The 23232-nt window shown below is 27.0% G+C and carries 28 protein-coding genes and 1 other RNA gene; 28 read left to right on the forward strand and 1 reads right to left on the reverse strand.

Annotated features, from left to right (window positions below):
* The first annotated feature begins 2 nt into the window (after positions 1-2).
* The 7 genes from hisB to murJ all read left to right on the forward strand — a co-directional run bounded on the left by hisB (position 3) and on the right by murJ (position 6062).
* Positions 3-584: an imidazoleglycerol-phosphate dehydratase HisB gene (gene hisB, locus ACAG39_01315; GenBank protein MEZ0535867.1), complete on the forward strand. Its 582-nt coding sequence runs from the start codon at positions 3-5 to the stop codon at positions 582-584.
* Positions 584-1192 (forward strand): imidazole glycerol phosphate synthase subunit HisH, encoded by a 609-nt coding sequence (gene hisH, locus ACAG39_01320; GenBank protein MEZ0535868.1) that lies wholly within the window; start codon positions 584-586, stop codon positions 1190-1192. The genes hisB and hisH overlap by 1 nt, the downstream gene beginning before the upstream one ends.
* Complete coding sequence (gene hisA, locus ACAG39_01325) at positions 1192-1902, forward strand: 1-(5-phosphoribosyl)-5-[(5-phosphoribosylamino)methylideneamino]imidazole-4-carboxamide isomerase (GenBank protein ID MEZ0535869.1); 711 nt, start codon at positions 1192-1194, stop codon at positions 1900-1902. The genes hisH and hisA overlap by 1 nt, the downstream gene beginning before the upstream one ends.
* Before the next feature lie 13 nt (positions 1903-1915).
* On the forward strand, positions 1916-2668 hold the full coding sequence (hisF, locus tag ACAG39_01330) for an imidazole glycerol phosphate synthase subunit HisF (protein ID MEZ0535870.1): 753 nt from the start codon (positions 1916-1918) through the stop codon (positions 2666-2668).
* Positions 2668-3294 carry a bifunctional phosphoribosyl-AMP cyclohydrolase/phosphoribosyl-ATP diphosphatase HisIE gene (hisIE, locus tag ACAG39_01335; protein MEZ0535871.1) on the forward strand — a complete coding sequence of 209 codons (627 nt, stop codon included), beginning with the start codon at positions 2668-2670 and terminating at the stop codon, positions 3292-3294. The genes hisF and hisIE overlap by 1 nt, the downstream gene beginning before the upstream one ends.
* Positions 3295-3406: 112 nt before the next feature.
* Positions 3407-4477 carry a mannose-1-phosphate guanylyltransferase gene (locus ACAG39_01340; protein MEZ0535872.1) on the forward strand — a complete coding sequence of 357 codons (1071 nt, stop codon included), beginning with the start codon at positions 3407-3409 and terminating at the stop codon, positions 4475-4477.
* A 16-nt stretch (positions 4478-4493) separates the two neighbouring features.
* A complete protein-coding gene (gene murJ, locus ACAG39_01345; GenBank protein ID MEZ0535873.1) occupies positions 4494-6062 on the forward strand; it encodes a murein biosynthesis integral membrane protein MurJ in 1569 nt (522 codons plus the stop codon).
* Here murJ and ACAG39_01350 read toward each other — a convergent pair.
* On the reverse strand, positions 6057-6542 hold the full coding sequence (locus ACAG39_01350) for an N-acetyltransferase family protein (protein MEZ0535874.1): 486 nt from the start codon (positions 6540-6542) through the stop codon (positions 6057-6059). The two genes, murJ and ACAG39_01350, sit on opposite strands and share 6 nt — an antisense overlap.
* A gap of 39 nt (positions 6543-6581) precedes the next feature.
* On the opposite strand from ACAG39_01350, the gene nth reads away from it, so the two are divergent.
* From nth to purQ, 21 genes are all read left to right on the forward strand, one after another.
* The gene (gene nth / locus ACAG39_01355; GenBank protein ID MEZ0535875.1) at positions 6582-7223 is read left to right on the forward strand and encodes an endonuclease III; all 642 of its coding nucleotides are present in this window, start codon (positions 6582-6584) and stop codon (positions 7221-7223) included.
* Positions 7224-7293: 70 nt separating this feature from the next.
* Positions 7294-8238 (forward strand): acyl-CoA dehydratase activase-related protein, encoded by a 945-nt coding sequence (locus tag ACAG39_01360; protein ID MEZ0535876.1) that lies wholly within the window; start codon positions 7294-7296, stop codon positions 8236-8238.
* Positions 8192-9283 carry an acyl-CoA dehydratase activase-related protein gene (locus ACAG39_01365; protein MEZ0535877.1) on the forward strand — a complete coding sequence of 364 codons (1092 nt, stop codon included), beginning with the start codon at positions 8192-8194 and terminating at the stop codon, positions 9281-9283. Before ACAG39_01360 ends, ACAG39_01365 begins: the two co-directional genes overlap by 47 nt.
* On the forward strand, positions 9258-10238 hold the full coding sequence (locus ACAG39_01370) for an acyl-CoA dehydratase activase (protein ID MEZ0535878.1): 981 nt from the start codon (positions 9258-9260) through the stop codon (positions 10236-10238). Before ACAG39_01365 ends, ACAG39_01370 begins: the two co-directional genes overlap by 26 nt.
* Before the next feature lie 37 nt (positions 10239-10275).
* Positions 10276-10470: non-coding RNA, 6S RNA (gene ssrS / locus ACAG39_01375), on the forward strand.
* A 55-nt stretch (positions 10471-10525) separates the two neighbouring features.
* A complete protein-coding gene (locus tag ACAG39_01380) occupies positions 10526-11248 on the forward strand; it encodes a ThiF family adenylyltransferase (GenBank protein ID MEZ0535879.1) in 723 nt (240 codons plus the stop codon).
* 77 nt (positions 11249-11325) lie between these two features.
* Positions 11326-11733, forward strand: a complete 408-nt coding sequence (locus ACAG39_01385; GenBank protein ID MEZ0535880.1) for a DivIVA domain-containing protein — start codon at positions 11326-11328, stop codon at positions 11731-11733.
* Between the two features lie 93 nt (positions 11734-11826).
* The gene (pdaB, locus tag ACAG39_01390; protein MEZ0535881.1) at positions 11827-12594 is read left to right on the forward strand and encodes a polysaccharide deacetylase family sporulation protein PdaB; all 768 of its coding nucleotides are present in this window, start codon (positions 11827-11829) and stop codon (positions 12592-12594) included.
* 60 nt (positions 12595-12654) lie between these two features.
* Complete coding sequence (locus ACAG39_01395; protein MEZ0535882.1) at positions 12655-13236, forward strand: hypothetical protein; 582 nt, start codon at positions 12655-12657, stop codon at positions 13234-13236.
* 42 nt (positions 13237-13278) lie between these two features.
* A complete protein-coding gene (locus tag ACAG39_01400; GenBank protein MEZ0535883.1) occupies positions 13279-13926 on the forward strand; it encodes a single-stranded DNA-binding protein in 648 nt (215 codons plus the stop codon).
* 58 nt (positions 13927-13984) lie between these two features.
* Positions 13985-14530, forward strand: coding sequence for a CDP-diacylglycerol--glycerol-3-phosphate 3-phosphatidyltransferase (gene pgsA / locus ACAG39_01405; GenBank protein MEZ0535884.1), 546 nt, complete (start codon positions 13985-13987; stop codon positions 14528-14530).
* A 41-nt stretch (positions 14531-14571) separates the two neighbouring features.
* On the forward strand, positions 14572-14931 hold the full coding sequence (locus tag ACAG39_01410; protein MEZ0535885.1) for a hypothetical protein: 360 nt from the start codon (positions 14572-14574) through the stop codon (positions 14929-14931).
* 22 nt (positions 14932-14953) lie between these two features.
* Positions 14954-15931, forward strand: coding sequence for an AIR synthase family protein (locus ACAG39_01415; GenBank protein ID MEZ0535886.1), 978 nt, complete (start codon positions 14954-14956; stop codon positions 15929-15931).
* A gap of 13 nt (positions 15932-15944) precedes the next feature.
* Positions 15945-16619: a response regulator gene (locus tag ACAG39_01420; protein MEZ0535887.1), complete on the forward strand. Its 675-nt coding sequence runs from the start codon at positions 15945-15947 to the stop codon at positions 16617-16619.
* A gap of 12 nt (positions 16620-16631) precedes the next feature.
* Positions 16632-18032, forward strand: a complete 1401-nt coding sequence (locus ACAG39_01425; GenBank protein ID MEZ0535888.1) for a sensor histidine kinase — start codon at positions 16632-16634, stop codon at positions 18030-18032.
* Positions 18033-18122: 90 nt separating this feature from the next.
* The gene (locus tag ACAG39_01430) at positions 18123-19358 is read left to right on the forward strand and encodes a S1C family serine protease (protein MEZ0535889.1); all 1236 of its coding nucleotides are present in this window, start codon (positions 18123-18125) and stop codon (positions 19356-19358) included.
* Positions 19359-19551: 193 nt separating this feature from the next.
* Positions 19552-20937: an NCS2 family permease gene (locus tag ACAG39_01435; GenBank protein ID MEZ0535890.1), complete on the forward strand. Its 1386-nt coding sequence runs from the start codon at positions 19552-19554 to the stop codon at positions 20935-20937.
* Between the two features lie 107 nt (positions 20938-21044).
* Entirely contained in the window at positions 21045-21542 is a 498-nt protein-coding gene (gene purE / locus ACAG39_01440; protein ID MEZ0535891.1) for a 5-(carboxyamino)imidazole ribonucleotide mutase, read from the forward strand.
* The gene (gene purC / locus ACAG39_01445) at positions 21539-22249 is read left to right on the forward strand and encodes a phosphoribosylaminoimidazolesuccinocarboxamide synthase (GenBank protein MEZ0535892.1); all 711 of its coding nucleotides are present in this window, start codon (positions 21539-21541) and stop codon (positions 22247-22249) included. The genes purE and purC overlap by 4 nt, the downstream gene beginning before the upstream one ends.
* A 26-nt stretch (positions 22250-22275) precedes the next feature.
* A complete protein-coding gene (gene purS, locus ACAG39_01450; protein MEZ0535893.1) occupies positions 22276-22530 on the forward strand; it encodes a phosphoribosylformylglycinamidine synthase subunit PurS in 255 nt (84 codons plus the stop codon).
* On the forward strand, positions 22530-23228 hold the full coding sequence (gene purQ, locus ACAG39_01455) for a phosphoribosylformylglycinamidine synthase subunit PurQ (GenBank protein ID MEZ0535894.1): 699 nt from the start codon (positions 22530-22532) through the stop codon (positions 23226-23228). Before purS ends, purQ begins: the two co-directional genes overlap by 1 nt.
* The last annotated feature ends 4 nt before the right edge of the window (positions 23229-23232 follow it).

Raw genomic sequence — 23232 nt, forward strand, 5'->3', positions numbered from 1 at the left:
AATTGGAAAGAAAGGTTGAAATTAAGAGGATTACAAAGGAAACCGAAATATTATTAAGAATTAACTATGATGGTAGTGGAAATAATAAAATATCAACTGGAATAGGTTTTTTTGATCATATGCTTCAACAAATATCTGTACATGGGAAGTTTGATATTGATATTGAAGCAAAAGGAGACTTATTTGTAGATGACCATCATACAATTGAAGATGTAGGTATTGTTCTTGGACAATCATTAATTAAAGCAATAGGTGATAAAAAAGGTATAAATAGATATGGGTATTTTATTCTACCAATGGATGATGCATTGATACTTGAATCTATTGATATTTGTGGTAGACCATATTTGAATTTTGATGTTAAATTTATTCAATCATCAATAGGAACATTAAATACACAAATGATAATAGAATTTTTTAAAGCATTTGTAAATACATCAGGTGTAACACTACATATTACAAAATTGTATGGGTATAATGATCATCATGTTTGTGAAGCTATTTTTAAAGCATTTGCTAAGGTATTAAACATTGCAACAAGAGTAACAAGCAATGATATACCCTCATCGAAAGGGGTTTTATGATGAAGAAAAGAATAACAATTATAGATTATGGTATGGGGAATTTAAGAAGTGTTGAAAAGGCTTTTAAATATTTAGGCTATGAAGTAAATGTATGCTATGAAAAGGAAGAAATATTGCTTGCTGAAAAAATAGTTTTACCAGGTGTAGGTGCTTTTCAAAAAGCAATTGAAAATATTAAAAATCTTGATTTATACCATGTTATTAAACAAAAAATCATAGACAAAACTCCATTTTTAGGTATATGTCTTGGTTATCAACTTCTTTATGAGTTTTCTGAAGAAGGAAATGAAAAAGGATTAAACTTATTAAAAGGGTCTGTAATAAAATTTAAAGAAAATAATAAATTTAAAGTTCCTCATATGGGTTGGAATAAAATATTGGTAAACGAAAGATCTAGATTACTAAAAGGATTAAGTGGTAATTACTTTTATTTCGTACATTCATATTATGTAAATAATTCTAACAAGGATATTGTTTCTTCTACATCATACCATGGGCTTGGTTTTGATTCTTCAATTGAATATGAAAACATTTATGCAACACAGTTTCATCCAGAAAAAAGTGGTGATGTTGGATTAGAAATATTAGATAGATTTGGAGGCTTATAATGAAAATATTACCAGCTATTGATTTAATGAATAAAAAATGTGTAAGGCTGAAAAAAGGTGACTTTAGCCAAAGCAAAATATTTAATGAAGATCCAATTCAGCAGGCAAAGATATTTGAGCAATCTGGCTCAAAATATATACATATTGTTGATTTGGATGGTGCAAAAGAAGGAAAGCCAGTTAATATTGAAATTATAAAACAAATAAAGAAATTTACAAATCTTTATGTTGAATGTGGTGGCGGTATTAGAAGCCTTGAAACTGCATCTGAGTATTTAAATAATGGGATTAACAATATTATTATTGGTTCTTTATTGTTCAAAAATAAAAAATTAGTTATAGATATAATAAACAACTTTGGCATGGAAAAGGTAACTGCTGGTATTGACTTTCTTGATAACCAAGTAAAAATTTCAGGTTGGCTTGAAGATTCAAAAATAGAGCTTGACTATGCAATTCAATATATTAATGAAATAGGATTAAAAAGGCTTATTGTGACAGATATAAATAAAGACGGAATGCTTCAAGGACCTAATATAGAAGTTTTTAAGAAATTAAGAAAATTATTTAACGGAGAGCTTATTGCTTCTGGTGGAATTTCGACAATAAATGATTTAAAAATATTAAAAGAAATTGAAGTAGATGGTGTTATTATTGGCATGGCTTTATACGAAAATAAAATAGATTTGAAAGAAGCACTAAAAATTTAAAGGAGATCTTCAAATGGTTGCGAAAAGAATAATTCCTTGTTTAGATATCAATAATGGTAGAGTTGTAAAAGGAATTAATTTTATTAATTTAATTGATGCTGGTGATCCTGTCGAAAGTGCGAAAAAATACGACAAACTTGGAGCAGATGAATTAGTTTTTCTTGATATTACTGCTTCACATGAAAATAGAAATATTATCATAAATCTTGTTGAAAAAGTTGCTGAAAATGTCTTTATTCCATTTACTGTAGGTGGTGGAATAAGAACTGTAGAGGATATTCGTTTGATATTAAAGGCAGGGGCTGATAAAGTATCAATAAATTCAGCCGCAATTAGAAATCCTGATTTAATTAATGAATCATCAAGTATTTTTGGCAGTCAATGTATTGTTGTTGCTATTGATGTAAAAAAACACAATGATAATTATCATGTTTACATTAATGGAGGAAGAATCGATACAGGTTTAGATGCTGTAAAATGGGCAAAAGAAGTAGTCAAAAGAGGTGCAGGTGAAATATTGCTTACTTCAATGGATAAAGATGGTACAAAAACCGGGTATGATTTAGAAATAACCAAAATCATATCAAATGAAGTATCAGTACCAGTTATTGCTTCTGGAGGTGCTGGCAAACTGGAACACTTTAAAGAAGCAATAGATGCTGGAGCAGAGGCTGTTTTGGCAGCATCATTGTTCCATTTTGGTGAGATAAAGATTTCAGATCTAAAAAGATATCTTTCAGAAAATAATATTGAGGTGAGATTATAATGAATTTGACTGATAATCTGAAATTTAATGCAGATGGGTTAATTCCTGTGATTATTCAGGATGTTAAAACAAAAGATGTTGTTATGCAAGCATATATGAATAAAGAAAGTATTGAAAAAACGTTAGAAACAGGTTTTATGCATTATTATAGTAGATCAAGAAAAGCAATATGGAAAAAAGGTGAGACATCAGGTAATATTCAGAAAGTTATTTCATTAACTGCTGATTGTGATAATGATAGTATTCTTGCTCTTGTTGAGCAAAATGGTGTAGCATGCCATACTGGTGAATTTAGCTGTTTTCATAATGAAATTACAAAATCAGAAAAAATAAAAGAAGATTATAAACCAAGCATTTTATATTATATCAGTGGTATCATAGATAATAGGAAAAGAAATAAAATAGAAGGATCATACACTAATTATCTATTTGATAAAGGGCTTGATAAGATTCTTAAAAAAGTCGGTGAAGAATCTGCTGAGACTATAATTGCTGCAAAAAATCAATCAAAAAGTGAAATACGTTATGAAATAGCAGATTTAATATATCATTTAAGCGTTCTTCTAAGCTTTTTTGATATGTCTTGGGATGATATTTTTGATGAATTAGAAACACGAAAAAAATAATGCTGGGCAAGTTATTTGTTCAGCATTTTTATATTTTCATCTATATTGTTTGAAAAAAGTAAAAAAATAGTATAATATAAATGTTGAGTAAAATAAATTGGAGGGGATAAAAATGGAAAGATTTGCTGTAATAATGGCTGGTGGTGGTGGAACACGCTTTTGGCCGTTATCCAGAAGTTCTTCTCCTAAACAATTTTTAAATCTTTCTGGTAATGATGTTTTAATAAATGAAACAATTGATAGAATATCAAAGAATATTAGCAAAGATAAGATTTACATTGTTACTAATATAAATCAAAAGGAAATGATTGAAAAAGTATTAGATTATGAAATAAATAGAGAAAATATCATCTATGAACCAGTTGGTAAAAATACAGCTGCATGTATTTTATATGCTGCATTAAAAATTAAAAAGAAATATAATGATGGAATTATGTGTGTTTTTCCATCTGATCATTATATAAAAGACAATAATGAATTTTCTAATATTGTTGAAAATTGTATTGACATAGCAGTAAATTCAAATAGTTTAGTTACAATTGGAATTCAACCTACATTTCCATCAACTGGTTATGGATATATAAAATATGCAAAAAGCGAAGATGCTAATAAATGGTACGAAGTTATTGAGTTTGTTGAAAAGCCTACTTTTGATAAAGCAAAAGAATATTTAAAAAGTGGAAATTATTTGTGGAACAGTGGCATGTTTATTTGGAAGGTTTCAACTATAATAGATTGCTTTAATAGATTCTTACCAAGGCTTTATAATAAACTTTATTCTGTTTATGATTTTCTTAATACTAATAAAGAAATTGATGAGATTAATAAAGTATATCCAACATTACAGGATATATCTATAGATTATGGTATTATGGAACGTTCAGATAATGTAATTGTTGTCCCTGGAGATTTTGGCTGGAATGATGTTGGTTCATGGGATTCATTAGGATCAATTTTTCCACCTGATGACGATGGTAATATAGTGAAAGCATTGCATGTTGGAATAAACACAAGGGATTGTATAATATATGGTAATAACAGGTTAATAGCATCAATTGATTTAAATGGTATTATAATTGCTGAAACTGAGGATGCAGTTCTTGTGTGCCCTAAAAATAGAGCTCAAGACGTAAAAAAAATTGTTGAAATATTAAAAGAAAAACAGTTAGAGAAATATATATAGAAAGGTTGAAATCTACTTGGAAAATAAGACAAAAAAAATTACTAAAACTGCCTTTTTATTAATTATTGTTACAATGTTTGCAAAAGTATTTGGTTTCTTAAGAGAAGTGGTATTGGGAAGCTTCTTTGGAACATCTTACAAAAAAGATGCTTTGCTTGCATCCCAACTTGTTCCTGGAGTTTTATTTGCAAGCATTATGGCTTCCTTTTCTACCACTTTTATACCTTTATATAATGAAATAAGTGTAAGAGAAGGTAAAGAAAGAAGTAAAAAATTTGTAAATAATTCTATTTCACTTATTTTTTTCGTTGCATCTATTATTTCAATTTTTGGTATTATCTTTTCTAATCAAATAGTGAATATAACTGTTGCTGGTTTTGATTTAGAGAAAAAAGTATTAACTGCAAATTTATTAAAAATAACATTTGTTTATATAATTTTTTTAGGAATTAATTATATTTTTCAAGGCTATTTACAATCTAATGAAAAATTTATAATACCAGCTTTAACAAGTTTACCATTTAATGCAATAATAATTTCGTCAACCTTTTTGGCAAATAAATATGATATTTATGGTGTAGCAGTGGGGTATGTATTAGGTTATCTATCAATGGTTATCTTCCAACTAATATTTATATTAAAAAATGGTTACAAACCAAAAATAAAAATTGATTTCCTTAATGATCAATACATAAAAAAAATGTTTAAACTAATTGTTCCAGTTTTTATTGGTTCTTCTGTAATGTCTTTAAATTCATTTGTAGATAAATACTTAGCCTCACATTTACAAGAAGGTAGTATATCTGCTTTGGATTATGCTGATAGACTAAATGGGCTTGTTTATGGAATTTTTAGCTCATCAATAGTTACAATAATGTATCCATATTTATCTAGATTTTTTGCTGGTAAACAACATGATCAATTTAGGAAATATTTAACAATGTCAATAAATATTTTAATAATTTTAATGATTCCAATTTCATTCGGTATGTTTTTATTAAACAAAGAAATTGTTGAGGTAGTTTATCAACGTGGTGCATTTAATCAAAAATCTACAATTTTAACTGCAGGTGCATTAACATTTTTTTCAATTGGTTATTTAGGTTATTCAATAAGAGACATTTTAAGTAGAACATTTTACTCTATTCAAGATACACTAACACCAATGAAGAACGGTATCTTTGCTGTATTTATTAATATATTTTTAAATATAATTCTAGTAAGGTTTTTACAGCATAAAGGACTAGCCTTAGGAACAAGTATTGTATCATATATTTCGGTATTTTTGTTATTAAGAAGTTTACGAAAAAAAATAGGGAATTTAAATATAAAAAACAATATAATTGTTCTATTAAAATCAATTTTTTCAGCTTCAATAATGTGTATAGTAATTTATCTTATTAAAGAATATTTACCAATTAATAGCAATTACAATTTTATTATAAAATCATTGTTATTAGGACTATATATAATAATTAGCTTTTTAATTTATTCTTTTACAATTTATATTTTGAACATTACAGAAGTAAAATGGCTAGTAACAAATGTAAAAATAAAGGTTAAAACCTTAATTTATAAATCATAAACTTAATTGCATTATAACTACATCTAACCATCTATTAAATTTATATCCTACATTAATTAATTTACCAACTTGAATAAAACCGAATTTACTATGTAAAGCGATACTATTTTGATTTTCTGCTGAAATTTTTGCAATTATATTACTATAACCTAGATTTTTTGAAGTATTGATTAAATGATCGAGCATTTTTTTACCATAACCTTTTGATCTATAGCAATTATGAATATAAATGGAATTTTCAACAGTACATTTATATGCTTCTTTTTCAGAATACATTGATAAGCTACCCCAGCCAACAATAATACTATCCTCTTCAATAACAAATACAGGATAGTGATCATTGTGTTTATCGAGAAATTTTATAAAATAGTCGCATGATTTAATTGTTATATCAAATGTTGAGGTTGAGTGTATAACCTCATAATTATATATTTCTGTTATTGCAGGGATATCTTTAATTTGTGCGTACCTAATTATCATTAAATTATAACTCCTTTCTCTTAGATTGAGGTGATCATTATTAATAAAAAATTTATTGTTAAAAAAATAATAGAAACATTATTAAAAGAATACGAAAATCCTGTTTGTACTTTAGAATATAATAAACCATATGAGTTACTTTTTGCAACAATTTTAGCAGCTCAAAGTAAAGACTCTATGGTAAATAAAATAACAAAGGATTTATTTAGTAAATATAACACTTTAGAAAAATTTGCAAAAGCAAATATTAATGAACTAGAAAGTGAAATTAAAGCAATAGGTTTCTATAGAAATAAAGCAAAAAATATAATAGAAACAGCTAATATTTTAATTAACAAATATAGTGGTAACCTTCCAGATAATATTGAAGAATTGATTAAACTAAAGGGTGTAGGAAGAAAGACTGCAAATGTTATTTTAGCTAATATATTTGATATACCATCAATTATTGTTGACACACACTGTATGAGATTATCTAAAAGACTTGGTATAACAAAACATTCTGATCCTGAAAAAATAGAAAAAGAATTGAGAGATATAATACCTAAAAAATACTATACCATTTTTAGCAACTTAATGGTCTATCATGGAAGAAAAATATGTATGGCAAAAAAACCAAGGTGTAATATATGTTCAATTAATCAATATTGTGAATACTACAAAAATTTTAAGCATGGTTAAGTCCATGCTTTTTTTTATTTTAAAAATTAGAAACATGGCAATAATATAAAAAAAGCAAATGGTGATGTATATGATTATTGGATATCCTAATAGCTTTGCATATATTAATATGGAGGATTTTTTTTCTAATTTTTTAAAAGAAATAAATGAAAATATAGAAATTGTTATATCTAATGAGACAACAAAAGATATATTTGAAAAAGGTATACAAGTTTCTATTGATGAACTATGTTTACCAGCAAAAATCTTCTTAGGACATGTTGAGCATTTAATAGAACAAGGCATTGATATTTTATTATTACCAAGATTAACATCTATGAATACAAAAAAGTATTCTTGCCCTAAGGTAATCGGAATGGTAGATTTAGTCAAAAATTTATTCAAAAACACAAAAATATTATCTCCAGAATTAAATCTTTATGATTCTTACAATAATAAACAAAGATTTTTATTTGATTTAGCTAATGATATTAAAAAATATAATATCAATATTAAGAAAATTATTAACAAATATTCAAATTTGCCTTTTAAAAATATTCAAAAAAATAGCCTTTGCAAAAATTCCATCTTGCTAATAGCACATGAGTATATTCTATTTGATGAATATTTAATTAATGATATAAAAAATGTAATAATTGATAATAATTATTTCCCAGTTAATGTTCATGAGGTATATATCCCACAATTCTATAATTATAATCTTTTGAAACCCTTTTTCTGGCATACTGCTGATGAAATAATAAATAAATATTTATATATCTTAGAAAATAATAAATTAGAAGGTATCATCTATTTTATGTCTTTTGGTTGTGGTATTGATTCTATTCTTGAGGATATAATAAAACGAATCAGTAATAAAAATAAAATCCCATATCTTTGTATAACTTTAGATGAACATACAGGGTATGGTGGATATATTACAAGAGTTGAGGCATTCTTAGATATGATAGAATGGAGGAAAAAAATAAATGAAAATAGCGTTCCCACACATGGGGAATCTATATATAACTGCTAAAACACTTTTTGAAGAATTAGGACATCAAGTTATAGTTCCACCTTACAATAATGATAAAGTCAAAGAGATTGGATCAAAATATGCACCCGAATTTATATGTTTGCCTCTGAAACTAAATTTGGGTAATTTTATTCAAGCAATTGAAATGGGTGCTGATACTATAGTAATGCTTGGAGGTTGTGGCCCTTGCAGATTTGGATATTATGGGTCATTAGAAAAGATAATTTTAAATGATATTGGTTATAATGTAGATTTTATTGTTTTGGAACCTTTAGTTTATGGAACAAAAAATTTTATTTCAAATGTTTCAAGGGTTTTTAATAATAAATCAATCTTTGCTCTAAAAAGAGCCTACAAAATAGCCAAATTAGTTGATCAACTTGAAAGAAAGGTAAATTACTTGAGACCACGTGAAAAAGTAAAAGGTAGTGTTGATAAAATATATAATACTTTTAGAAATAATGTTATTAATTTACATGGTTCAAAAGAAATTGAAAAATATATAATGCAAACAAATTTATTACTTGATAGTATCGCTTTTGTAGATGAAGAAAGACCAAAAATAGCAATAATCGGAGAGATATATACAATAATTGATGATTATTCAAACTTAAATATTCAAAAAATTTTAGGAGAAATGGGATTTGAAACAGATAGAAATTTATATATTTCTTCATGGATTGAAGAACATTTAATAAAATCAGCATTAAATATAAATAATAAAGAAGTTATAGAAAATTCAAAAGGAATAATTGATAGAATAATAGGAGGACATGCTAGAGAAAGCATAGCATTTGCAAATCTATTTAAAAATAAAGGATATAATGGAATCATACATGTTTTCCCATTAACATGTATGCCTGAAATAATGGCAAAATCAATAATGATAAACACATATAAAGATTTAGACATACCATTTATGAGCCTTGTGTTAGATGAGCATTCTTCTGAAGTGGGCATAAAAACTCGAATTGAAGCTTTTGCAGATCTAATTTTAAATAAAGGAGAGCAATGTAAAGATGAAGGAATGTTATCTTGGAGTTGATATTGGCTCAGTTAGTGTAAATGTTGTCCTTCTTGATAACGAAAATAATGTTTTTGAAAAAAGATATGTAAGAACTGAAGGTAAACCTATTCAAACGTTGCAGAAAACAATTATAGATATTTCAAAAAAGTATGATAATACTCTTAAAATTCTTGGATGTGGAACAACTGGATCTGGACGACATTTAGCCTCTGTAATGCTTGGAGCTGATGTTGTTAAAAATGAGATTACAGCACATGCAAAAGCTGCAATAAATCAATATAAAAATGTAAAAACAATAATAGAAATAGGTGGACAAGATTCAAAGATAATAATAATAAGAAATGGCATTGTTATAGATTTTTCTATGAATACTGTCTGTGCTGCAGGAACAGGTTCGTTTTTGGATAGGCAAGCAGAAAGATTGAATATTCCAATAAACCAGTTTGGAGAAGTTGCTTTAAAATCAAAAAATCCTGTTAGAATAGCAGGAAGATGTGCAGTTTTTGCAGAATCTGATATGATTCATAAACAACAATTAGGTCATAAAGTTGAAGATATATTATATGGATTATGTCAAGCACTAGCAAGAAATTATATTTCAAATGTTGCAAAAGGTAAACAAATTGAAGAGCCAATTATATTTCAAGGTGGTGTTGCTGCAAATTTAGGTATGAAAAAAGCATTTGAAGAATTACTAAATACAGAAATAATAATTCTTAGCAATTTTGATGTAATGGGAGCAATTGGAGCTGCAATACTTGCCAAAGAAAAAACTAAAGGTATTTATACCAACTTTTATGGGTTTGATTTTATTAAAAATACCTTTGATTCAAGAGGATTTGAATGTAAAGGGTGTAGTAATTACTGTGAAGTAATAAACATTCTTAATAATAATAAGGTAATTGCTATATGGGGAGATAGATGTGGAAAGTGGAGCAATGGTAAACAACAACCAGTTGAAAATATTCAATAAGTGTGATATATTAATATCATAAAAGAGAGCAAATAGAGAAACTCTGCTGTGTTTGCTACAAAACGGTGATGTTTCAGGCCAACATCAACGTGAAAGGGAATTCGGAGTCCGAAAGTGGCACATATGCTTCTCACCATTTTGGTGTTTAGAAGAAATGTAAAGCTTTTGGCAGGATACCCACCTGCAGGGCAGGGTCTGGATAACTCCCTGAGAGCGGCATGGTGGAGTTTCTCGAAAAATACCCGTTTATACGGGTTTTTTTTATTTAATAAATGCGAGGTTTTAGAATGTTTGAGTATGATAGATTCGATGTATTCCAAAGAACTATTATGTTGCTTGGAAAAGAAAATTTTGAAAAGTTAAAAAATAAAAAGATTACTATTATTGGATTAGGAGGAGTAGGAAGTTTTTGTTTAGAAGCATTAGCAAGATGTGGTATTGAGAATTTTGTTCTTATAGATAAAGATATTGTAAGTATTTCAAATCTTAACAGACAGTTAATTGCAACAATAAAAACATTAGGTCAATCAAAGGTTGAAGTAGCATATAATAGAATAATGGATATAAATCCAAATATAAATGCTATCAAGATACCAATTCAAATATCACAAGATAACATCACAAGTATTCCTGTTGATACTGATTATATTGTTGATGCTATTGATGATGTAAAAGCTAAAATTGCAATTATAAATTATGCATTTAAACATAATATTAAAATAATTAGCTGTATGGGAACTGGTAACAGGTTAGATCCTTTAAAATTTAGAATTACAGATATTTATAAAACCCATAATTGTCCTCTTGCAAAAAAAGTAAGAATTGAATTAAGAAAAATAGGAATTAAAAAATTAAAAGTTCTATTTTCTGAAGAACTTCCAAAAGTACCTGATTATAAATTTCAAAAGGATATGCAAAAGAAACATTTACCTGCAAGTATATCATTTGTTCCTCCAGTTGCAGGGATGATTCTTGCGAAACAAGTTGTATGTGACTTATTAGATATCTAAATATTGTAATTTTATTGTAAGTAAATATTATTTTATGTTAAAATAAACATAAAATAAAAGTTTTTTGGAGGATTTTTATGGCAACTTATAGATTTTCAAAAAGCTTTAGGGGGTTTAAACCAAGTGCAGTAATTGAATATATTGATAATATGGAAAACAATTATAAAAAAAACATTGAAGCTAAACAAAAGGAAATTGAACAATTAATAAATCAAAATCAAGAGTTGAAAAATAGACTTAATGATCTTGAATTAGCCTATCAAGAATTAAATAATCAAAAGTTGAAGATAGCTGAATTATTAATTGAAGCCCAAGAAAAAGCAGAAAATATTGTCTCACAAGCAGTTGAAGAAGGCGAAAAGAGAAAAAATCAGATTATGGAAGAAATAAAGGAACATGAATATAAATTGGAACAACTTAGAAATGAAATTAAAAATGTAAAATTAGAATTAGAGCAATTTATTCAAAAATATGCTCAATTTTAATACTAAATTTGGAGGCGAATAAGCCTCTTTTTTTATGTCATATTATATACTTATTTTTCATAAAGTATAATGAAATTATTTTATAATTGAGAAATGTTTAGAGTGTTTAATTTTTCAAAACAAATTAGGGTTATTTTATTTACCGCTGTTATAATACTTTCTATATATGTTATATATATATACTATAATTTATCTGTTGAAGTATTTAAACCAAATAAGCTTTTACCAATCTATTGCGTTGATAGAGGTGATAAAAAAGTTGCATTAACATTTGATGCTGCTTGGGGAAATGATGATACTAAAGATTTATTAAAAATCCTTGAAAAGTATAATGCAAAAGCTACCTTTTTTTTAGTTGGTTTTTGGGTTGACAAGTTTCCAGATGATGTAAAATTGATACACCAAAAGGGTCATGAAATTGGAAGCCATTCAAATAAACATTTGCACATGTCAAGATTGTCCGAACAAGAAATTATTCAAGATATTAATTCATGTGAGGAGAAAATAATAAATATTATTGGAAAAAAACCAATTGTTTTTAGAGCTCCTTTCGGAGATTATAATAATCTACTTATTTCTACTCTAAACAAACTTGGATATTATGTAATACAATGGGATGTAGACTCATTAGATTGGAAAAATTTAAGTGCAAATGAAATAACAAGACGTGTTTTGAGTAAAGTAAAAAGTGGTTCTATAATATTATTTCATAATAATGCACCAAATACTAAATATGCTTTAGAAGATATATTAAGAAACTTAAAAAATCAAGGATATTCGTTTGTAACAGTATCTGAACTTATTTATAAAAAAGATTTTTATATTGATCATAATGGTACGCAAAAGGTAATAAATGATTAATAAAATTATTGTATATTGCCACAATAATAGTACAAATAAAAATGTTTTCTTTATTAAAAAATGATTGCAATTAATTGTATTTACTCAAAACCATTAAACAAATTTTTTAAACAATATTTTGTTGATTATTTACGAAAAAAGGGTAAAAAAATATCAGAGATCTATTTTCTAAAAGATGATGATTTTGAAAAAATAGAAAAATATAATGAATATGATTATATTGTATATTACACCAAAGAGCCTGTTTATAAACTTTATAGATTTACAAAGGTTATTATTTTGCTTACTGATATTACTAATACTTTTTTTGATAATATTGATTTAAATGATAATGCAGTTATTTTTCAATATAATGGAGAATTATTTGGTAATTACTTTAATAATCTCATAATAGATGTTGGCTTTTTATCTACTAATACTATTAATGTTTCAAGTATTGAATACTCAATAAATAATGAAATTTTATTCACATTATCTGTTCAGAGAGAATTTTCTGATATATATAACAATACAATACCTATCCAAGAAGTTATTGACCACTATATAACTAATGTACCAAAAAAATATATTGATTATATTCCATTAATTACAGTATTAAAAATATATCTTAATATATTTAATTCTAAAACCACCAATTTATGAATAAGATAAAAATATAAAAAACATATGAAAGGAGTTTTTAAAATGACACAGGTTCCTTTGGAAAACAATAAAGTTTATGTTTGCGGTAAGGTTATATCTGATCTTGAATTCAGTCATGAAAATTATGGTGAGAAATTTTATACTTGTAAAATTGAAATTCCAAGACTTTCAGAACAAAAGGACTATCTTATTGTAACTATTTCTGATAGATTATTAATTAATCTTAATATTTCGCAAGGAGATTTAATTGAAGTAATTGGACAATTTAGATCATATAACAATACTTCTGAAAGTGGAAATAAATTATTATTAACAGTTTTTGCAAGAGATATCAAAAAGATAGAAGAATTTGGTGATATTAAATCACTAAATCAGATTTATTTAGATGGTTATATATGTAAAAAACCTCAATACAGAACTACTCCATTTGGAAGAGAAATAACTGACATTTTACTTGCTGTTAATAGATTATATGGGAAATCAGATTATATTCCATGTATTGCATGGGGACGAAATGCTAGATTCGCAAATACTTTTGAAATTGGTGATAATATAAGAGTATGGGGAAGAATACAAAGCAGAGATTATCAAAAGAAAATATCTGATCAAGAGGTTGTTACGAGAACAGCTTATGAGATTTCCATTTCAAAGTTAGAAAAAGTTGAAAAAAAAGTTGAAATAAAAGAGTAGAAGCTTTATTTATTTTATGATAAAATCTTTTAAGTAACAAAAGAATAAAGAGGTGTATTTGTTGAATTTACCGAATATCCTTACAGTTTTCAGACTATTTTTGATACCACTATTTGTTATTATATTTTTTTCTAATAATGAATTTAAATATATTTATTCAATATTTATTTTTCTTCTTTCAGGTTTTACTGATATCTTAGATGGATATTTAGCAAGAAAATATAATCAAATAACAAATTTTGGTAAACTAATTGATCCACTAGCAGATAAATTGCTTATTATTGTTGTGCTTTGGTGTTTAGTGTTAAAAAACTTTATTCCTGAAGTTATTCTAATTATTATTATACTTAAAGAAGTTTTAATGATAATTGGATCATTGTTTTTATATAAAAGAGTAAATATTGTTGTGTCTGCTAATATTTATGGTAAACTAGCTACATTTATGTTTTATTTATCAATTATTTTATTGTTGTTAAAAATTGAAATAAGTAGATTTTTACTATACATTGCAGTAAGTTTTGCGTTGTTGGCTATGTTTATATATATAAGTAAATATTTAAAAGAATTTAAATATATGAAAGCACCTTCTGATATGAATAAATAGTATCTTTTTGTGAAAAGATACAAATAGGAGGTGCTTTTATTATGTCAGAAAAGATTGAAAAAAGATATGCTTCTTGGTTAGGAATAATTGTGAGATTTATTGTTCTTTCTTTTTTAGCATTACTTATGCAACTTATTTATCCTGGCTTTGTTTTCTCAAATTGGATAACAGGAATTTTATTAATTGTTGCAATAACTGTTGCAATTTATTTTTTGGAAAGAATAACAACATTGTACACAACACCAATTGGAAGAGGAATTATTGCATTCTTAGTTACTTTTGGTGTATTATATTTTGCAGATTTATCTGTTACAGGGATTAAAATACCCTTTTTAAGCAATTTAATTTCATCATTTGTTGTTGGGCTATTTGATATTTTTTTACCTGATAGAGTCTTTTAATTTATTAAAAGGGGGTCTTTTTATGGAAATAGGTAAAGTTCCAAATCATATACTTAAAAATTATATATTTGATAATATAAAATATAAAGATGAAATAAAGCTTTATCCATCATTAGGTGAAGATTCGGCAGCTGTTGATATTTCTGGAAATATTGCAGTACTTACTTGCGATCCTGTAACAGCATCAGACAATAATAGTGGTTACATTTCAGTCATTATTGTATGTAATGATTTAGCTTCAAGTGGTGCTATTCCTGTTGGCATTCTTTCTACAATTTTGCTACCTCCAAATAGTTCAGAAAATGAATTTGCTAAAATAATAGAAAATATTAAAGTTGCGTGTGATGAACTAAATATTACCTTATTAGGCGGACATAGTGAAGTAACTCATAATGTTACAAAACCCATAATTATATCTACTGGTTTTGGTAAAACTGAAGATAAATATTTAGTGTCTACCAAAAATGCTAAAGTAAAAGATAAAATAATTATTACAAAATCTTTAGCAATTGAAGGAACTGCTATAATTGCAAACGATTTTGAAGATAGATTAAAAGAATTTTTGCCTGATAAGTTGATATCAGAAGCAAAAAATTTTATTAAAAATATATGTGTTGTAAAAGAAGGGTTAATTGCTAGGAAATATGCTAATTCTATGCACGACATAACTGAGGGTGGACTTTTTGGTGCTTTATACGAAGTATGTAAAGCATCTAATGTTGGTGCTATAATATATGAGAGAAATATAAAATTAAATAAAATAACTCAAAAAATATGTGAACATTTTAATATAAATCCTTATAAGCTTATTTCAAGTGGTAGTATGTTAATTACTACAAATAAAGCAGAAGAACTTTTAAATGAATTAAAGCAAAATAATATAGATGCTTTTATTATTGGAGAAGTAATTGAATCTAATGAAATAAAGTTTATAAGATTAGATGGTAGTATTGAATACATTAATGAATCACCAATAGATGAAATATATAAGGTGAAATAGAGGAGGTTTTTATATGGCAAAGATTTTGGTGATTGATGATGATCCAAAAATTTCTTCTTTAATAGAACTCTATCTTTCAAAGGAAGGATATGAGATAATAATAGCTAATGATGGAAACGAAGGTGTTAATTTATTTAAAATTGAAGCACCTAATTTAGTAATTTTAGACTTAATGTTACCTAAAAAAGATGGTTATGAAGTATGTAAAGATATTAGAAAAATAAGTAATATTCCTATTATTATGCTGACGGCTAAGGGTGAAACATTTGATAAAGTATTGGGACTTGAATTAGGAGCAGACGATTATATTGTAAAACCTTTTGAACCTAAGGAACTTATTGCTCGTGTAAAGGCAGTTTTAAGGAGAACACAACATGAAAAGGAAGATGAAAAAATTGTTGTCCATCCTAACTTAATGATTGATTTAAATACATATATTGTAAAAGTAAATAACAATGAAATAGAAATGCCTCCTAAAGAAATTGAATTATTGTATTTCTTAGCTTCTCATCCTAATAAGGTTTTTACTCGTGAACAACTATTAAATCAAATATGGGGATATGATTATTTAGGAGATACAAGAACTGTTGACGTTCATATAAAGAGAATTAGAGAAAAAATAGAAAATGAAAAAAATGGTTGGCAAATTAAAACAGTATGGGGTGTTGGTTATAAATTTGAAATATAGGGCGTGAAATTGATGAAATCAATATATGTTAAAATGGTAAGTATATACACAATATTAGTTACTATAGGATTTTTATTATTCGGTTTTATATTAAACAATCTTGTTGAATATTATTTTATACAACAAAAACAGAATCAACTTTTAAATGAAGCAGAAAAAATTTCATCATCATTTGCTTTATGGTATGTTACTGGTATTGTGGATAGAGATAGATTCCGCTTTGAAATGAATTTTTTAGAAGATTATCTTAATGCCTCTATCATCATGATTAATAAGAATGCTAATATTGTTCTTCAATCAGACAGATTAATTAATTTAAAACCTGAATTTATTAAAAAAACAAGAGATATTATTTTTTCAAGTAACATTGTAAGTAAAAGAACCACTCCAATAGGTTCATCTGAAGAGCACTATGTAGTTGGTTATCCAGTAATTGTAAATAATCAAGTAATTGCCGGATTATTATTAACAACATCAATAAACCAAATTTCAAAAACTTTAGATATCTTTAATAGAATAGTATGGGTTATTACTTTATTCGAGATTGTTTTAGTATTAATAATTACTTATATTCTAACTCAAAAAATAACATTACCGATTAAAAAACTTGCTTTAGTATCAAGAAAAGTTGCAGAGGGTGATTTTAATCAAATTATTGATGTAAAAATTACTTCAGAAGATGAAATAGGAGAATTAATAAAATCTTTTAATTATATGACAGAAAAGCTGAAAAATTTAGAATATATGAGACGGAGTTTTATTGCAAATGTATCTCACGAGTTGAGATCTCCATTGACATCTATAAGAGGCTTTCTTGAAGGGATACTAGATGGAACAATACCTGAAGCAAAACATGAATATTATTTAAGTATTATTAAAGAAGAAACAATTAAACTTAATAACTTAATTAATCAATTATTAGAATTATCAAGGCTAGAATGGGGCAAAATAAATTTAAATATTTCTCAATTCAAATTACATTCTTTAGTTGCAGAGGAATTAATTAGTTTTGAAAAAAGAATTGAAGAAAAAAACTTATATATTGATTTCAACATAGATGAAAAGCTAGTTGTATTAGGTGATAGGGAACTTATAGGAAGAGTAATTCATAATTTAATTGATAATGCCATCAAATATAATAAAAAAGATGGAAGTATTATTTTTTCATGTGAAGTAATTGATAAACAAGCTTTTATATCTATTGAAGATACAGGTGTTGGAATACCAGATGAAATGCAAAAATTTATTTGGGAAAGATTTTATAAAGTAGATGAATCACGAAGTTTAGAGAATGGTGTTGGTTTAGGACTTTCAATTGTAAAGGAAATTATAAAACTTCATAATCAAAATATTTGGGTTGAAAGCAAAGTAGGTTATGGCACAAAATTTACCTTTACACTTAATACACAATAATTTTATTTTTTATTAACAGTTTATTAATACTTTTTTAAAAAAATACCTTTAAAATAATAATTGAAAAAAATAAATATGAGGTGAGAGAAAATGGATGATAGATTTGAATATGAAAATGAAAATAATATCCCACAAACAACTTATAGTCCTATTAACTATGAAATTCCAAAAACAATTAAAAAGAAATCTTCAACAAAAGGATATTTAATTTCTGGTTTAATTGGTGGTCTTATTGGTGCAATATTAATAACAGTATTCTTTTTTGGATATATTTCTGTAAATAAAGATAAATTATTTTCATCAACAACAGCTAATCAAAGTTATACACAAAATATTTCTAATATTAATAACTCAGCTACTTTAACTAAAACTGCTTTACTATCAAGTTCAGGTGAATCTTTTGTATCTCAAGTTGCAAAATCTGTAGGGCCTGCAGTAATAGGTATAAAAAATAAAACTAATGTAACTGATTGGTGGACAGAACAACAATATGAAGTAACTCAGGGTGAAGGTTCAGGTGTAATAATTAGTAAAGATGGTTATATTATAACTAATAATCATGTTATTTCTGGTGCTAAATCGGTTACAGTAATTCTTTCTGGTGGTAAAGAAGTCCCAGCTCAAATAGTTGGTACAGATTCACAAAGTGATTTGGCAGTCTTAAAAATTGATCCTAAATACGTAACAGCAGTTGCAAGATTAGGAGATTCTTCTAAAGTTCAAGTTGGAGATTTTGCAATAGCTATTGGAAATCCTCTAGGACAAGAATTTGCAGGTAGTGTAACATTTGGTGTTGTTAGTGCAGTAAACAGAAAATTGGATTACAATAACGGTATGCAAATACCATTAATTCAGACCGATGCTGCTATAAATCCTGGTAACAGTGGTGGTGCATTAGTAAATAAAGATGGCGAAGTTATTGGTATTAATTCGGCTAAAATAACAGATACTGGTGTAGAAGGAATGGGATTTGCTATTCCAATAAATTACGCAAAGCCAATTATTGATGATTTAATAAAATATAAGCAAGTTCAAAGGCCAACTATAGGTATTGCAGTAGATTACTATGTAGATAGAATGGGTAATCCTGTTGGGCTTTATATAGTAAAGGTATATAAAGGTACTGGAGCAGAAAAAGCTGGACTTAAAGAAAATGACATTATTACAGAAATTGATAAAACAAAAATAAAAACTTACAATGATCTTTTAAATATAATTGTAAAGCATAAAATAGGAGACCAAGTTTCAATAACAGTATTAAGAGATGGGCAAGTAAAAACATTTAAAGTTACTCTTTCAAAACCAATTAGCAATAATAATGAATAAAACATAAAATAGGGTGTCAAATTAAATGGCACTCTATTTTTTTGTTTTATAATGCCCGAATAATAAATGAAAAATAATAAAATTTGTTCATTTATTTTATTGACTTATTGGAATATTATTGTTATTATTAATATATCTAATATATAAACATTCGTAGCTAAAAAAATAATAATGTTCGGAAAGGTGGTTTTCTATGTTTGAGAAGTATTTTAAAGTACGTGAAAATGGTTCTGATGTTAGAACTGAAGTAATTGCTGGTTTTACTACATTTATCACTATGGCTTACATAATATTTGTTAATCCAAATATTTTAGGTCAAACTGGGCTAAATACAAATGCTGTTTTTGTCGCAACATGTATTAGTGCTGCAATTGGTACACTTGTAATGTCTTTATATGCAAATCTTCCATTTGCATTAGCACCTGGAATGGGTTTAAATGCTTTCTTTACATATACTGTATGTATGCAAATGAAATATACTCCAAAACAAGCATTAGCTGCAGTATTCCTTTCTGGTATTTTATTTATTGTAATAACTCTTTTCGGTTTACGACAAGCAATTGTAAAATCAATACCAAATACATTAAAACATTCAATGACAGCAGGTATAGGTTTGTTTATTGCATTCATAGGCTTTTTGAATGCAGGGATAGTAAAAATTGACAAAGGTTCGATGCTCCCAAAATTTGGCGATTTTACTTTAGGATTTCAAAGCCTTGGTAGTGATGTAAATTTAAATAAAGATATAATCGCTTCAAGAGGAGCTTTACTTGCAATTATTGGATTGGTTATAATAGGAATTCTTCTTGCAAGAAAAGTAAAAGGAGCAGTTATAATTGGTATTGTTTCTACAACAATTTTAAGCTTCTTATTTAAAGTAGTTGATTTAAGCACATTTAAATTCAGTGTAAATTCATTTACGTTGGATTTATTCAACTTTGATTTTGGAGGTTTATTTAAGCTTCACCAAAACCAAGGAATATTAGCACTATTAGTTAGTGTTTTTGGTGTTGTTATTACATTTACCATTGTTGATATGTTTGATAGTATCGGAACATTTGTTGGACTAGCTGACAAGGCAGGTATTCTTACTAAAGACGGTGATGTTCCAAGAATGGATAGAGCATTAATGTCAGATGCTGTTGCTACAACAGTTGGTGCTATATTTGGAACTTCTACTGTCACAACTTATATTGAAAGTGCAGCAGGTATTGAAGAGGGTGGTAGAACAGGATTAACATCATTAGTTACTGGTATTCTATTTATATTAGCACTTATTATTGCTCCATTTATTGGTCTTGTCCCTTCTCAAGCGACTGCACCTGCACTTATTGCAGTTGGTGTTATGATGATGTCATCAGTAAAGAAGATTGATTTTGGAAATTTCGAGGAAGCTTTACCAGCTTTTATAACAATAGTTGGAATGCCGTTTAGTTATTCAATAGCAAATGGTATTGCAGCAGGAATAATATTCTATGTATTGATGAAGGTTTTAAGAGGAAAGGCAAAAGAAGTGAATGCAATAACTTATATATTAGCACTGCTCTTTATAATAAGGTTTGCAATAATACCGCATTAAGTAATATGAATAATGTGAGGCTGTCCAGCTATAATGGTTCAGCCTCATTTTCATAAATAAAACAACAAATTATATTTATATTTTATTTTGAAATTGGAGGTATTAAAATGTCTAAAATAGCTATAGTAATTGGTTCATCTTCTGATTTCCCATTAATTACTAATGGTATTAAACTTTTGAAAGAATTTAATCTTGAATATGATGTCAGAGTTTTATCAGCTCATAGAACGCCAGAACAAGCTGTAGAGTTTGCAAAAAACGCTGAAAAAAATGGATATGAGGTTATAATAGCAGCTGCTGGAAAAGCAGCACATCTTCCTGGTGTTCTTGCATCAAATACTCTTTTACCTGTAATAGGTGTCCCCATCAAATCATCAACATTAGATGGTATGGATGCACTTTTATCAATTGTTCAAATGCCAAAAGGGATTCCTGTAGCAACTGTTTCAATCGATGGAATAGATAATGCAATTCTACTTGCTATCAGAATATTATCAATTAAATATAATGAATTATCAAATAAGCTTTCAAAATATGTAGATAGAATGAAAAATGAAGTGTTAGAGCAAGACAAAAAGATTTCTGAGGAGGCGAAACATATATGAAATATGAAATAAAAGATTTTCTTTATGAAGGTAAAGCAAAAAAGGTTTATAAGAGCAATCTTGAAGATGTATACATTATAGAATACAAAGATGATGCTACTGCTTTTGATGGTGCAAAAAAAGGAACAATAATTGGTAAAGGTGTTATAAATAATAAAGTTTCAAATCATTTCTTTAGACTGCTCGAAAAAAATGGTATTAAAACACATTATATAGAAGAAATTGATGATAGAAAAACAGCTGTAAGAAGTGTTAAAATTATCCCTATTGAAGTTATTGTGAGAAATATAGCAGCTGGTTCACTTTCAAAAAGATTAGGATTAGAAGAGGGGGTAATTTTAAAAAGACCTGTTTTAGAATTTTGTTATAAAAATGATGAACTCCATGATCCACAAATAAATGAATATCATATTTATGCTCTTGATTTGGCTACTGAAGAAGAAGTAAGGAAAATAAGTGAAATATCATTTAAAGTAAATAAAATTTTACGAGAATATTTAAAAGAAGTAAATATTGATTTGATTGATTTTAAACTTGAATTTGGAAGATTTCAAGGCGATATATTATTATCAGATGAAATATCTCCTGATACATGTAGATTTTGGGATATCAAAACAAGAGAAAAATTAGATAAAGATAGATTTAGAAGAGATTTAGGAAATGTCGAACAAGCATATAACGAGGTTTTAAAAAGATTAGGCCTTTAAAATATGGAAAAGAGGTGTTATTTATTATGTTCAAAGCTAATATTAATATAACTTTAAAAAAATCTATCTCAGACCCAGCAGGAATTGCTGTTCAAAATTCACTTCAGAATTTAGGGTTTGATACTGTTGAAAAAGTAAGAATAGGTAAGTATATTGAAGTATATATAAATGAAACAGAAATTGAAATAGTCAAAAATAAAATTGATGAAATGTGCAGGAAACTACTAACAAATCCAATAATGGAAGAATACTCTTTTGAAATCTTGGAGGTAAGTAAATAATGAAATTTGGTGTTGTTGTATTTCCTGGCTCTAACTGTGATACTGATTGCTTTCATGTGATTAAGGATGTAATTGAACAAGAGGTTGAATATATATGGCATCAAGAAAATAAGGATTTATCAAATTTTGACTGTATTATATTACCTGGCGGCTTTTCGTATGGGGATTATTTGAGGGCAGGAGCAATAGCAAGATTTTCAAATGTTATGAGTAAAATAGAAGAATTCGCATATAATGGTGGTTACGTTATAGGTATTTGTAACGGCTTTCAAATTCTAACAGAAAGTCATTTGCTTCCTGGAGCGTTAATTAAAAATAAAAATTTGAAGTTTATTTGTAGTGATCAGTATGTAAAGGTAGTGAATAATCAAACGCCTTGGACAAATCTTTATTCAAAAGATGAAATAATAAATTTACCAATTGCTCATGGAGAAGGAAACTATTATATTGAAGAAATTCAATTACAACAACTTATTGATAATAATCAAATAATATTACAATATTGTGATAAAAATGGCAATATATCTGAAAAAACAAATCCAAATGGTTCTATTCTTAATATTGCAGGAATATGTAATAAAGATTTTAATGTATTTGGTCTTATGCCTCATCCTGAAAGAAGTAGCGAAAGTATTCTTGGATGCGATGATGGAAGAAGAATTTTTAATAGTATAGTAAAATATTACCTATCGAGGTGATTGT

Source organism: Caldicellulosiruptoraceae bacterium PP1 (assembly GCA_041320695.1).
GTDB lineage: Bacteria > Bacillota > Thermoanaerobacteria > Caldicellulosiruptorales > Caldicellulosiruptoraceae > JBGGOQ01.